At 29.4% G+C, this 14,283-nt stretch carries 10 protein-coding genes; all 10 read left to right on the forward strand.

Annotated elements, in window-relative coordinates; translation table 11 throughout:
- Window position 1 precedes the first annotated feature (1 nt).
- The 10 genes from ACSIGC_RS05925 (at window position 2) to ACSIGC_RS05970 (ending at window position 14,275) form a co-directional block, all read left to right on the forward strand.
- Window positions 2–316 (forward strand): FtsB family cell division protein, encoded by a 315-nt coding sequence (locus ACSIGC_RS05925; protein ID WP_442267227.1) that lies wholly within the window; start codon window positions 2–4, stop codon window positions 314–316.
- Complete coding sequence (locus ACSIGC_RS05930; protein ID WP_442267228.1) at window positions 316–1,665, forward strand: methylmalonyl-CoA mutase subunit beta; 1,350 nt, start codon at window positions 316–318, stop codon at window positions 1,663–1,665. The genes ACSIGC_RS05925 and ACSIGC_RS05930 overlap by 1 nt, the downstream gene beginning before the upstream one ends.
- Window positions 1,658–2,356: a hypothetical protein gene (locus ACSIGC_RS05935; protein ID WP_299714562.1), complete on the forward strand. Its 699-nt coding sequence runs from the start codon at window positions 1,658–1,660 to the stop codon at window positions 2,354–2,356. Before ACSIGC_RS05930 ends, ACSIGC_RS05935 begins: the two co-directional genes overlap by 8 nt.
- Entirely contained in the window at window positions 2,349–4,412 is a 2,064-nt protein-coding gene (gene scpA / locus ACSIGC_RS05940; RefSeq protein WP_442267229.1) for a methylmalonyl-CoA mutase, read from the forward strand. Before ACSIGC_RS05935 ends, scpA begins: the two co-directional genes overlap by 8 nt.
- Before the next feature lie 2 nt (window positions 4,413–4,414).
- Window positions 4,415–5,293: a phosphatidylserine decarboxylase gene (locus ACSIGC_RS05945; protein ID WP_442267230.1), complete on the forward strand. Its 879-nt coding sequence runs from the start codon at window positions 4,415–4,417 to the stop codon at window positions 5,291–5,293.
- A gap of 106 nt (window positions 5,294–5,399) precedes the next feature.
- Entirely contained in the window at window positions 5,400–8,543 is a 3,144-nt protein-coding gene (ccsA, locus tag ACSIGC_RS05950; protein ID WP_442267231.1) for a cytochrome c biogenesis protein CcsA, read from the forward strand.
- Window positions 8,544–8,598: 55 nt separating this feature from the next.
- Window positions 8,599–9,114 (forward strand): DUF2892 domain-containing protein, encoded by a 516-nt coding sequence (locus ACSIGC_RS05955; protein WP_442267232.1) that lies wholly within the window; start codon window positions 8,599–8,601, stop codon window positions 9,112–9,114.
- 58 nt (window positions 9,115–9,172) lie between these two features.
- A complete protein-coding gene (locus ACSIGC_RS05960) occupies window positions 9,173–11,071 on the forward strand; it encodes a polysaccharide biosynthesis protein (RefSeq protein WP_442267233.1) in 1,899 nt (632 codons plus the stop codon).
- 30 nt (window positions 11,072–11,101) lie between these two features.
- Window positions 11,102–11,881 (forward strand): polysaccharide biosynthesis/export family protein, encoded by a 780-nt coding sequence (locus ACSIGC_RS05965; protein WP_442267234.1) that lies wholly within the window; start codon window positions 11,102–11,104, stop codon window positions 11,879–11,881.
- Window positions 11,882–11,884: 3 nt separating this feature from the next.
- A complete protein-coding gene (locus ACSIGC_RS05970) occupies window positions 11,885–14,275 on the forward strand; it encodes a GumC family protein (protein WP_442267235.1) in 2,391 nt (796 codons plus the stop codon).
- Window positions 14,276–14,283 lie beyond the last annotated feature (8 nt).

Raw genomic sequence — 14,283 nt, forward strand, 5'->3', positions numbered from 1 at the left:
CATGAAATTCAACAAAAAAATAAAAACACTAGGTATTACCATAGGAATAACCTATACTTTAATACTTACTTTATTTGTAGGTTGGATGCTTTTTTTCGACGAAAACTCTTATCTAAGACACAAAGAGTTTAACAACGAAATAAAAGAACTAGAAACATGGATAGAATATCACGAGAAAAAAATTGCAAAAGATAAAGAAACTATAAAAAAACTTCAAGACTCGATTGAGCTCGAAAGATTTGCTAGAGAAAAATATTTAATGAAAAAGAAAAACGAAGATATTTATATAATTGAATTTGATACTATAAAAAAATAATGGATAAGTTTTTATTTGATGAATTTGAAGGAGTTTCTGAAAAAGCTTGGAAACAAAAAATACATGTAGATTTAAAAGGGCTTGACTATAATGAAACTCTACTTTGGTACACTAACGAAGGGATAACTGTTAAACCTTTTTATACTAAAGAAGATCAAACTCATCAAAAAATAAAACTTCCAACTACAAATTTTTCTATTTGTGAAACCATTTTTATTGATGATGTAAACATTGCCAACAAACTAGCTTTAGACGCACTAAAAAGGGGAGCTAACGCTATTGAGTTTATTGTAAATTCTGAATTTGACATTAAAAAATTACTAAATAAACTTGAGTTAAGTTCTAATGTGAAAATTTATTTCAAATTTAATTTTATTGATGCTCTTTTCACAAAAAAAATATCCAATTTCATTAAAAATCAAAACGTTTATTACAATAATGACATTATTGGAAATTTAGCAAAAACCGGAAACTGGTTTTCTAACCTACAATCAGATCATAAACAGTTAGAAAAACTAAGCTCTATAAATAACAGTATTGCTGTAAACGCATCAATTTATCAAAATGCTGGTGCAAATTGCACTCAACAATTAGCATATGCATTAGCACATGCTAACGAATACTTAAATCATTTCGGAAGCGGAATTACAAATAAAATTCATTTCAATTTTTCTTTAGGAAGCAATTACTTTTTTGAAATTTCTAAACTTAGAGCTTTCCGTATTTTGTGGAGTTCGTTGTTAAAAGAATATGGCGTTGAAAGTACTGAAACCCACATTTTCACTCAACCTTCACTTCGTAATAAAACATTATACGATTATAATGTAAATATGTTAAGGACAACTTCAGAAAGTATGAGTGCTGTTCTTGGTGGAGCAAATACTATCTCTAATATTGCTTATGATGAAATTTTTCACAAGTCAAATGAATTTGGTGAACGAATTTCTAGAAATCAACTTTTAATACTAAAAGAAGAAAGTGGATTTGAAGATGCACAACATTTTGCTGACGGAAGTTATTATATTGAAGCTATCACTGAGCAATTAGCTGAAAACGCTTTAGAAATTTTCAAATTAATTGAACAAGGTGGTGGATTTTTAAAACAGTTAAAAGAAGGTGTAATTCAAAGAAAAATAGAAGAATCAGCTCAAAAAGAACAAGAGCTTTTTGACAACGGAGATCTAGTTTTATTAGGAACTAATAAAATCCAGAACGACAAAGATCAAATGAAAAATGATTTAGAATTGTTTCCGTTTGTAAAAAAACGTTCAGAAAAAACTTTAATCCAGCCAATCATTCAAAAACGATTAGCAGAAAAACTTGAGCAACAACGATTAGAAGATGAGTAAATTCTTACATATATTATTTTTTGTATTTATTACTCAAATAACTTACTCACAAATAATCAATCCTAAAAGAGATTCATTCTCTTCCAGAAAAAGTCGTTTAATAGATAACATGGTTGATCATTTTGAAGATATTATTTGTAAAAAATACCGAATAGATAAAAATCATGCTCACAATGCATTTAAAAAATATATAATTGCTTTAAATAATAACTTTCATTTTATAACTCAAGATTCAAAGCAAAAGAAAACAATCGACAGCACTTTTGTTACTAAAAAATCTATCAAACTACTTTTAAATTCACACCGAATATTAATAGACTATATTTGGATAAAAGAAAAAGAAAATAGAACTCGACAAGGATTTAAAAGTTTATCAGAGCTTGACTCTGAAACTATAAATAAAATGAGTCCAACTACTTTAAAGTGGTTCAAGGAACAAGAAAAAAGGAACGACATATTAGTTATAAATTATTTTGACTCTTTTTCTGAAAAAATAATGACTGAAGCAAACAATAAAGATTTGACTGATTTAATTACCTCCTTTAGAGAAACTTCAGGTTACTCACCTCAAATAACAGCATCTGCTTTATTAAATTTAAAAGAAGAAGATTACAAAAACCTAGCTATAAAAACCTTTATAGCTTTTCAATTATATTACGCTTACCTAAACTCACATGTAACTTATGAGTAGAAAAGATATTTCCAATATAAAAATAGATAACAGTTCAACTTCTGAAAAAAAGAGTTTCGAACATGAAAAGTTTGTAGCTGGTATTGCTCCGAATTTACGAGGACCATATTCTACGATGTATGTTAGAAGACCTTGGACTATTCGTCAATATGCAGGTTTTTCTACTGCTGAAGAAAGTAATGCTTTTTATAGAAGAAACTTAGCAGCAGGACAAAAAGGTTTATCTGTAGCTTTCGATTTAGCAACACACAGAGGTTACGATTCAGATCACGAAAGAGTTCAAGGTGATGTTGGAAAAGCTGGTGTTGCCATAGATTCTGTTGAAGACATGAAGGTATTATTTGATCAAATACCTCTAGATAAAATGTCGGTTTCTATGACAATGAACGGAGCCGTATTACCTATTCTTGCTTTTTATATTATTGCTGCTGAAGAACAAGGTGTGAAACCAGAACAATTAGCAGGAACTATTCAAAATGATATTTTAAAGGAGTTCATGGTTAGAAATACTTATATCTACCCTCCTACTCCTTCAATGAAAATTATTGCAGATATTTTCGAATATACTAGTAATAATATGCCAAAATTCAATTCAATTTCTATTTCTGGTTATCATATGCAAGAAGCCGGAGCAACTCCTGAAATTGAATTAGCTTACACATTAGCTGATGGATTGGAATATATTAAGACTGGTTTAGCTGCTGGAATGGATATTGACGCTTTTGCTCCAAGATTATCTTTTTTCTGGGCTATTGGAATGAATCATTTTACTGAAATCGCAAAAATGCGTGCTGGTAGAATGTTGTGGGCTAAATTGGTAAAACAATTTAACCCTAAGAATCCAAAATCTTTAGCATTAAGAACACACTGTCAAACAAGTGGTTGGAGTTTAACAGAACAAGATCCTTTTAATAACGTAGCGAGAACTGCAATTGAAGCAATGGCTGCTGCTTTTGGAGGAACACAAAGTTTACACACCAATGCTCTAGACGAAGCGATTGCATTACCTACAGATTTCTCTGCTCGTATAGCAAGAAATACTCAGATTTATTTACAACAAGAAACTTATATTACAAAAACTGTTGATCCTTGGGCTGGAAGTTATCACCTAGAACAACTTACTGAAGAAATAACTAACAAAGCTTGGAAATTAATTCAAGAAGTTGATGAATTAGGAGGAATGACCAAAGCTATCGAAAAAGGAATTCCTAAAATGAGAATTGAAGAAGCTGCAGCAATTAAACAAGCTCGAATTGATAGCGGTCAGGATGTGATTGTTGGTATGAATAAATATCAACTAGAACAAGAAGATCCTTTACATATTTTAGAGGTAGACAACGAAGCCGTTCGTAAATCTCAAATTGATCGTTTAGACGATTTGAAAGCAAAAAGAAATCAAGCTGAAGTTGATCAATGTCTTGCAGATTTAACAAAATGTGCAGAAACTGGTAACGGAAATTTATTAGACTTAGCTGTTAAAGCTGCTAGAAAAAGAGCTACATTAGGCGAAATTTCAGATGCTTTAGAATCTATTTTTGGTAGACATAAAGCAGTACATAAAACCATATCTGGCGTGTATAGTAAAGAAATAAAAGACGATTCGTTATTCAAAAAAGCTAGTGAATTAGCCGATAATTTTGCTGAACTTGAAGGTAGAAGACCAAGAATAATGATCGCTAAATTAGGACAAGATGGTCATGATCGTGGCGCAAAAGTTGTTGCTACTGGTTATGCTGACTTAGGATTTGATGTAGATGTTGGACCACTTTTCCAAACACCAAAAGAAGCTGCCAAACAAGCTATTGAGAATGATGTTCATATTCTAGGAATCTCATCATTAGCTGCGGGACACAAAACATTAGTTCCTCAAGTAATTGGAGAATTAAAAAATTATGGTCGTGAAGATATTATGGTAATTGTTGGCGGTGTAATTCCTGCTCAAGATTATCAATTTTTATTCGATGCTGGTGCTGTTGGAGTTTTCGGACCAGGAACAAAAATTGCACAAGCTGCAATTGACATGTTAGAAATTTTAATTGATAGCGTAGAAGAATAATCATGCAAATAAAATTCATCAATAGAAAAACAGGCAAAACAGAAATCGAAACTCCTCCTGGAGAAGGTTTTTTAAAACTTTTATATAACAATCCATTTGGAAAAATGTTATTTCTTCCTTTAGTAAAACGTAAGTTTTTATCTGAATGGTACGGAAGAAAAATGAATAAAAAGTCTTCTACAAAAAAAATAGAAGGTTTTATTTCCGATCTAAATATTGATATTTCTGAAGCTAAAAAATCTATTGATGAGTTCACATCTTTTAACGACTTTTTCTATCGTGAATTAAAACCTGAAGCTAGACCTATAGAAAACGGATTCATATCTCCTGGTGATGGAAAATTATTAGCATTTGAGAATATCGAAGATGTACACAACTTTTTCGTTAAAGGAAGAAAATTTACTTTAAATGAATTTTTAAATAACAAAGCATTAGCAGAAAAATATAAAAATGCTTCTTTATTAATTTTACGATTAGCTCCAAATGATTATCACAGATATCATTTTCCGTATGAAGGAATTCCATCTTCTTCAATAAAAATAAAAGGAGATTATTTGTCTGTTTCACCTTACGCCTTAGCATCTAACTTTACAACTGTATTTTGCGAAAACAAACGTGAGTATTGTATTTTAAAAACTGAAGATAAAGGTGATATTTTATTAGCTCCTGTTGGAGCTACAATGGTAGGAAGTATTTTAGAAACTTACACAGCAAACACTCCTGTTAACAAAGGTGATGAAATGGGGTATTTTGCTTTTGGTGGATCTACAATTGTAATCTTAGTTGATAAAGATAAAATTCAAATTGATCATGATATTTTAGAAAACACTAAAAATCAGATTGAAACCTTTGTCAAAATGGGTGAAAAAATTGGACTTTAAATTGTTATAATTTTAACTAATTCTAAACATTAAAAATCACATCAGCTTACAAGCTAATTCCTATAACTTTCCGTAACTTTGCGCAGTTTTATCTACGCAACTTACAATGAAGAAAATCTTAAATATATTATATTCTACTCGTTTAATGGCTGTCTTATTTTTTGTTTTTGCAGCCGCAATGGGGATTGCTACATTTATAGAAAACGACTTTGGAACTCAAACAGCAAAAAAACTAGTATACAACACCTGGTGGTTTGAGGTTATTATGTTGTTCTTTATCATTAATTTCTTTGGAAATATTTTCAGATATAAATTATTAAGAAAAGAAAAATGGACCGTTTTTATGTTTCACATTGCTTTCTTATTCATAATAATTGGAGCTGGAATTACAAGATATATCGGGTATGAAGGAATGATGATTATTGATGAAGGAGAATCTACCAACATTTTCTTGTCAGATGTAAATTATCTAAATGCTACCATTGATGATAATACCTCTCAAAAAACATATGACGAAAAATTATTATTATCAGCTTGGGGTAAAAACAGCAAAGATTTCACTTTTAAATTTCAACCAGATAAGAGTAAACCAGCTAATGAAGTTAACTTTAAACTCGTTGATTATATTCCTTGGTCTGAGAAAAAATTAGTTTTAGATGAAAATGGAGTAGAACATTTATTCTTTGTAGAAAGTTCTAGTGGTAGTCGTCATGAACATTACATCAAAAGAGGAACTATTCAAAATATTCACAATATTTTAGTTGGTTTTGATGCTCCAAATAAAAATGCCAATATCAACTTTTTTTATGAAGGAGATAATTTAAAAATCTTGTCTAAAGCAGACGGGAACTGGCTACGAATGGCTGATCAAAAACGTGGACAAATTGTTAAAGATAGTGTACAAAATTTCCAATTTTTAACTTTAAACACTATAGAAGGATTACAATTCGTAGTTCCTCGTCCTGCAGAAAAAGGTGAGATGAAAATTATTAGAGGAAAAAAAGATGATAAAAAATTCGACACTGTAGTTTTCGATATTTCATGCAATGGAGAAACTCAACAAGTTGAATTTACCGGAGGACAATTTAATACAAGTAATAAAAAAGATTTAACCATTGGAGGTTTAAATATTAGAGCTTGGTACGGAGCTAAATTACTACAAACACCATTTAAGGTTAAACTTAACGATTTTCAATTAGAGAAGTATCCAGGCTCTGAAAGCGCATCATCTTTTGCAAGTGAAGTTACAGTGATTGACAATGAAGATACTTTTGATTACAGAATTTACATGAATCACATTTTAGATTATAGAGGCTATAAATTCTTTCAAGCAAGTTATAGAAATGAAGGAGAAGCCATTGAACAAACTCACCTTTCTGTAAACCATGATTTCTGGGGAACATTTGTTACTTACTTAGGATATTCTCTTTTATATATTGGTTTGATTTCTATGCTATTCTCAAAACACACACGATTTGACAGCTTAAAAAAGCAATTAAAAAAAGTTCAAGAAAAAAGAACTATAGTTTTGTTTCCTATTTTATTTTCTTTTGGATTAACTTTTGGTCAACACGAAACTCATAAAAATCTCTTATCTGAAGAAAAAATAGATAGTCTTCTTCAAGTTAATATTGTAGACGGCAAACATGCAGATGAATTCAGTAAATTAGTAATTCAAGATGCTGGAGGTAGAATGAAACCTGCACATACTTTCGCTTCAGAATTAGTAAGAAAAGTATCTCATGCAGAAAACTTCAAAGGCATGACTCCAAGTCAGATATTACTTTCAATGACAGAATATCCAAGATTCTGGTTTCAAGTTCCATTTATATACCTTGAAAAAGGGAATTATAAAATTAGAGAAGTATTAGGCTTACCTAAAAGTGCAACTCATGCTCGTTTTATTGATTTTTATGACACAAAAGGAAACTCAAAAATCAATAAATTAATAGATCAAGCTCAAAAGAAAAAAATTCAAAATAAGTTTGAGCAAGATGTTATTAAAATTGAAAAACGTTTGTGGCTTTTAAACCAAGCAATTGGTGGAGGAATTTTAAAAATTTACCCTATTCCTAACGACGAAAATAACAAATGGGTATCTCAACCTGAAACTTTTCAAGTACCTTTTAAGGGTACAGACTCTGTTTTTGTAAAACAATCTTTACCTGTTTACTTACAATTACTTCAGGAAGCAAAACAATCTAAAAATTATGAAGAAGCAGGAAAGGTATTAGATGGCATAAAAAAATTCCAAAAGAAATACGGTAGCGAAGTACTGCCTTCGGAAAGAAAAATAAATACCGAAATTCTTTACAATAAAGCTAAAATATTCCCAAAACTTGCTAAATATTATGGCTTAGTAAGTGTACTTTTAATTCTATTTGTAATTCTTCAAATCTTTTATACCAAGAAAATATTCAAGCTAATATCAAAGATTTTAATTTACTCTATAATTGGATTATTTCTAATTCAAACTTCAGGATTAATTATTAGATGGTATATTTCAGGTCATGCACCTTGGAGTAATGCATATGAAAGTGTAATTTATGTTGCATGGGCAACAATGTTATTTGGTTTAACTTTAGGTAGAAAATCATCACTAACAATTGGTGCTGCTACATTTGTTTCAGCCATAATACTTGCTTTTGCAAATCAATATTGGATAGATCCAGAAATAGCCAACTTGCAGCCTGTTTTGAATTCTTGGTGGGTTTTAGTACATGTTTCTATTATTGTTGCTAGTTACGGTCCCTTCTCTTTGAGTATGATTTTAGGTGTTTTAGCATTAATATTATTAATATTTAAAAACAATAAAAATTATAAAAAAATAGATCAGAATGTTAAAGAAGTTACTATAATTAATGAAATGTCTTTAACTGTTGGTGTAGTAATGCTTACTGTTGGAAATTTCTTAGGCGGTATGTGGGCTAATGAAAGTTGGGGGCGTTATTGGGGTTGGGATCCTAAGGAAACTTGGGCTTTAATCTCCATAATGGTTTGTGCTTTTGTCTTACACATGCGTTTAATACCAGGACTTAGAGGGAAAATAGCCTTCAATTTTATGTCTGCTTTATCTTATTTATCTATTATGATGACTTTCTTTGGTGTTAACTTTTATTTATCAGGGTTACACTCTTATGCTAGCGGTGATAGAGTAGTAACTCCTAAAGAAGCATATATTTATACTTTTGTACTTATTTTTATAACTATTATAGCATGGCTTAGAAACAAAAAGTTTTCTAAGAAGTAATCCCTTTTTATGTTAGGAAAAATGTACATTTGTCGCAAAATAAGAAAGAATTAATATGTTTAATAAGAATATAAAATTAGCTCTAGCCGTAATAACTTTTGCTTGGGCTGTATATGAATTTACTCAAGGTCATATCGGAAATGGAATTTCAATCTTACTTTTAACAGGAATTTTCATCTTATTTTATTTCAAAAATGAATTTATTCTACTTGCTTTTTTAAAGTTAAGAACTCAAGATTTTGACGGTGCTAAAAAGTGGTTGGCATACATAAAAAAACCAGAAACTGCACTTACTTTAAAACAACAAGGTTATTATAATTATCTACATGGTACTATGCTTTCCCAAACGAATTTAACTCAGGCCGAGAAATTCTTAAAAAAAGCTGTAAAACTTGGATTATCTATGGATCATGATATGGCTATGGCTAAATTACAATTGGCAAGTATTGCGATGTCTAAAAGAAGAAAAAGGGAAGCAACTGTTTTAATGAACGAAGCTAAAAAATTAGATAAACACGGAATGCTTAAAGAACAAATTCAGATGTTAAAACAACAGATGAAGAGAATTTAATATCTGATTCTGATATTATTTAATTAATTGTATCTTTACTCGAATTCATTCTAGATCGATGATTAGAAATTTTCTTTTAAAAGCTCTTAACAAGCATGCTTCACATTGGGTTGTGCTTTTTATAGATACTATTTTAGTTGCCTTATCTTTTATATTGGCGTACACTATAAGATTTGCATCTTTAGATTTTAATGTATCTAATTTAACCTATCAAATACCTTTTGTTTCTTTAATTTCATTGATTAGCTTTTGGTTGGTTGGATCCAATAAAGGAATAATAAGACATACAGGAACCAGAGATGCTTTTAATGTTTTTATAGGGGTCACAATAGCTTCTATGGGAATAGTCTTTTTTGTTGCAACAAATAATGTTTTTAAGTTTTTCCCATGGTTTACAATACCTAAAACTATTGTTTTAATTCATTATTTTATCACAATTTTTGTACTTGTAGTTTGTAGATTTATCTTCAAAGCTTTTTATGAAATTATATCTTCCGAATTAAAAGATATTACTAATGTAATGATATATGGTGCTGGAGATTCTGGTTTAATTACATATGGAGCACTTAATAGAGATACAAGAAACAACTATGAAGTTGTAGGTTTTATCGATGATGATAAAAACAAAGTTGGAAAAAAAATAGATAGAGTAAAAATTTACAGTAGATCTCAAATAACTAAGAAATTTGTTGACGATAAAGAAATCCACGAAATTATCTTTTCTATTCAAAATATAAAATCTGAGAGACTTCTATATCTTACAGATAAACTTTTACAACTCAATGTAAAACCTAAAATTGTTCCACCATTTGCTAAGTGGATTGGAGGTGACTTCGAAGCAAATCAAATTAAGCAAGTAAAGATTGAAGATTTGTTAGATAGAAAACCTATTTCTATTGACAATCCAATAGTTAAAAGAGATGTTAACGATAAAGTTATATTGGTAACTGGAGCTGCTGGTTCAATAGGTAGTGAAATATCTAGACAGATTTGTAAATATAATCATAAACATTTAGTTCTTATCGATCAAGCAGAATCTCCATTATATGAAATTCAACAAGAACTATTAAGAACCGGAATTAAAAACTTTACCTCTATTGTTGCAGATGTAAGGGATCATGTAAGAATGGAAGCTGTATTTAAGGAATTTAAACCCGATAAAGTATATCATGCAGCAGCATACAAACATGTTCCTTTAATGGAAGATAGTCCTTATGAAGCTATTAAAATAAATATTAAGGGCACAAAAAACATAGCAGACTTATCAATAAAATATGGTGTAGATAGATTTGTTATGGTATCTACAGATAAAGCTGTAAATCCAACAAATGTAATGGGAGCGACAAAAAGAGTTGCTGAAATGTATATTAGTTGCTTGAGTAACACTAGTAAAACAACTAAATTTACTACTACACGTTTTGGAAATGTGTTAGGATCTAATGGCTCAGTAATTCCTTTATTTAAAAAACAAATAGAAAACGGTGGCCCTTTGACTGTTACTCATAAAGATATAACTCGTTACTTCATGACAATTCCTGAAGCTTGTCAGTTAGTAATTGAAGCTGGAACAATGGGTGAAGGTGGTGAAATTTATATTTTTGACATGGGTAAATCTGTAAAAATATTTGATATTGCTAAAAGAATGATTCATTTATCTGGATTGAAGTATCCAGAGGACATTGACATTAAAATAACTGGATTAAGACCTGGTGAAAAACTTTATGAAGAATTATTAGCAAATGGTGAAAACACAACACCAACCTATCATGAAAAAATTATGATTGCCAAAACACAAGATTTAAATGTTAACGACGTTAAAAAGAAAATAGAAAATCTTTGTGTGGAAAATATTAAATATGAAAACAATAAATCTGTAAAATTAATTAAAGAGATTGTACCTGAATTTAAATCTAATAATTCTATCTATGAAAAACTAGATAAAAAGATTTTAAATTAATTTTATTACTTTCGCCAAAAAATTTGACAAATGCAAAAAGCTTATAAAGTTGTTTTTTTTATACTTTTTTTAAGTGTTACATTAACATCTTGTGTCTCTAAAAAAGATATTACTTATTTTCAAAACGATCAAATAGATCAAAATAAAGTTTCAAACTCATACAAAACTATATTTAAGCCTGATGATTTACTTCAAATAACAGTTTCTGCTCTTGATTTTGAATCTGTAAAAACTTTTAATTTACCTGCTGTTAACTTTGCAACTACAACAAATAGAGCAATAGGTACCCCTCAACAACAAACATATCTTATAGACAATAATGGTTATATTGATTTTCCTGTAATTGGTAAATTAAAAATAGGAGGACTAACTCGAGATGAAGTAATTAAAATGTTAAAGGAAAAACTGGATCCTGACTATGTAAAAAACCCAACAATAAACATAAGAATAGCTAATTATAGTGTAACTGTATTAGGAGATGTAAGAAGACCTGGCACTTACACTATTCCAAATGAAAGAATTACTATTCTTGAAGCGATAGGATTAGCAGGTGATTTAAATATTACAGGAAAAAGAAATACTATAAAAGTATTTAGAGAAATTAATGGTAAAAAATTACAATTTGATATTGATATCAGATCTAATGATATTTTTACTTCTCCTGTTTATTATTTACAACAAAATGATCTAGTTTATGTAGATCAAAATAAAGCTTCTTCACAAGACGCCGCATTCAACAGAAACACAGGGCTAATGGTTTCTGTAGGATCTATAGTAATATCATTAATAACACTTATAACAAGATTCTAGAAAATGAGTAGTAATATAAATGTAAACACTCATGAAATTAATGATCATGAAACTATAAATATACGTGCTGAAATTGAAAAATATTTAATCCATTGGAAATGGTTTGTTATAGGTACTATTCTTAGTATTACTTTTGCCTTTTTATATTTAAGATATTCTACACCAAAGTATTCGGCTAGTACAACTATAATGATAAAAGACAATAAAAAGTCTGGAATCTCAGCTGAATTAGCTGCTTTCGAAGATTTAGGTATTATAGGTGGTGGCTCAAGTAATAATCCTGATAACGAAATTGAAATTTTAAAATCTCGTAAAATCTTAGGTGATGTTGTTAACAAATTGAATTTAACAACTAAATATATTTCTGAAGGTAGAGTTAAAAATTCTGAGACATATAAAAATACCCCGATTACTTTATCTGTTACTGATAGTCTATTTTTCGATAAAATTGAAAAAACAACTTCATTTTTTATCAAATTAAAATCTAAAGATTCTTTTCAGATTTACGACAGAAAGAATGATTTAACTCATGACAATTTAAATTTTAATGAAACATTTAAAATTGAAGAATTAGGAGATTTTTCTATTTCCAAAACCTCTTTTTTTGAAGAAGAACACATCAATAAAAAAATCGTAATTGTATTATATCCAAAAGATAAAATTATAGATCAGCTTATAAAAAGTGTTTCAATTTCTCCAATTAACAAAAACTCTAGTGTTCTTAAGCTTTCATTACAATCAGCAGTTCTTCAAAAAGCAGAAGATATTTTAAACGCTATTGTAAGTCAATACAATTTAGATGCTATAAAAGATAAAACAGAAGTTTCTACAAAAACTGTTGAGTTTATAGATGAACGTTTAGATGAAGTTGGTAAAGAATTAGCTATTGTTGAAGATAAGGTAAAAGATTTTAAAAAAGATTATAACGTTACGAATATTGAATCTGAAGCAAAGTTAGTTTTAGAATCAAGTACTAATAATCGTCAGAAAATAATACAATCTAATGTTGAATTAAACATTATTAAATCTCTTCAAAAAGAGCTTGAAAAAAGCGAAGGAACATTACCTCCTAACCTAGGTTTACAAGACATTAATATTGGAAAAGCTATTAATGAATACAACCAACTATTATTAAGAAAAAACAACCTATTAAAAAGTGCAGGGTTAAAAAACTTAGCTGTAGTAGAGATTCAGCGTAATATTGATGACTTAAGAAAATCAATAAAAATAGGGTTAATTAATCAAGAAAAAGCTGTACAATTTAAACTAGATAATTTAAATAGGGAAGCTCAAATTATGGGCTCTAAAATATCGTCTATCCCTGTTAAGGAAAGAAAGTTTTTAGATATAGCTAGACAACAAGAGATTATTGCAACTTTATATTCTTATTTATTACGCAAGAGAGAAGAAACAGCAATTTCACTAGCTGTTACTGTAGATAATGCAAAAATAATAGATAAAGCATATGGTTCTGATATTCCTGTTTCTCCTAAAAAGAAGATTATCTTTTTAGCTGCATTATTACTTGGAGTCATTGTACCTTTTATTATAATTTACTTGAGAGATCTTTTAGATACCAAAGTGCATACTAAAAGAGATATTCAAGAGCTTACTTCAGTTCCTTTCATTGGAGATGTTCCTCATAATGAAACTGGACAAAAAATTATAGTTAATTCTGATGCTAGATCTAGCACTGCTGAAGCATTTAGATTGATTAGAACTAACTTAGATTTTATGTTATCTAATACTAAATCTGAAAAAGGAAAGACAATATTTGTTACTTCTACTACAAGTGGAGAAGGAAAATCTTTTATTTCAATTAATCTTGCTTCCACTTTAGCTTTATCTGGTAAAAAAGTAGTTCTCGTGGGTATGGATCTTCGTGCTCCTAAGGTAACTGAATATTTAGGAATCCCTGATAGAAAAGGTGTAACCAACTATATAACAAATAATAACATTACTTTAAACGATTTAAAATTTAGAGTTCCAGAATTAAAAGATTTAGACATTATTGCCTCTGGTGTTATCCCTCCTAATCCTGCCGAATTATTAATGTCTGGTAGAGTTCAAGAATTATTTGATGAATTAACAACGGATTACGATTATGTATTGGTAGATACAGCTCCTGTAAACTTAGTAACAGATACACTTTTAATTGCCAAACACGCTAATGTTTTCTTGTACATAACAAGAGCTAACTATCTAGATAAAAGACTACTAACTGTACCTGACACTTTATATAAAGAAGAAAAATTACCTAATATGGCTATTGTATTAAATGATACCGATATGACTAGAGGTTATGGATATGGTTATGGATATGGTTATGGATACGGATATGGAAACGTAGATGATACAAAAAAACCTTGGTATAAAAGGATATTTAATAAGTAAATAAAAAA

Origin of the sequence: Tenacibaculum aquaeponti (genome assembly GCF_052084715.1) — a bacterium.
Classification (GTDB): Bacteria; Bacteroidota; Bacteroidia; order Flavobacteriales; family Flavobacteriaceae; genus Polaribacter.

Coding starts and splice junctions, on each gene's coding strand:
- ACSIGC_RS05960 (WP_442267233.1), top strand. CDS start 9,173: ATGATTAGAAATTTTCTTTTAAAAGCTCTTAACAAGCATGCTTCACAT.
- scpA (WP_442267229.1), top strand. CDS start 2,349: ATGAGTAGAAAAGATATTTCCAATATAAAAATAGATAACAGTTCAACT.
- ACSIGC_RS05925 (WP_442267227.1), top strand. CDS start 2: ATGAAATTCAACAAAAAAATAAAAACACTAGGTATTACCATAGGAATA.
- ACSIGC_RS05965 (WP_442267234.1), top strand. CDS start 11,102: ATGCAAAAAGCTTATAAAGTTGTTTTTTTTATACTTTTTTTAAGTGTT.
- ccsA (WP_442267231.1), top strand. CDS start 5,400: ATGAAGAAAATCTTAAATATATTATATTCTACTCGTTTAATGGCTGTC.
- ACSIGC_RS05930 (WP_442267228.1), top strand. CDS start 316: ATGGATAAGTTTTTATTTGATGAATTTGAAGGAGTTTCTGAAAAAGCT.
- ACSIGC_RS05945 (WP_442267230.1), top strand. CDS start 4,415: ATGCAAATAAAATTCATCAATAGAAAAACAGGCAAAACAGAAATCGAA.
- ACSIGC_RS05935 (WP_299714562.1), top strand. CDS start 1,658: ATGAGTAAATTCTTACATATATTATTTTTTGTATTTATTACTCAAATA.
- ACSIGC_RS05970 (WP_442267235.1), top strand. CDS start 11,885: ATGAGTAGTAATATAAATGTAAACACTCATGAAATTAATGATCATGAA.
- ACSIGC_RS05955 (WP_442267232.1), top strand. CDS start 8,599: ATGTTTAATAAGAATATAAAATTAGCTCTAGCCGTAATAACTTTTGCT.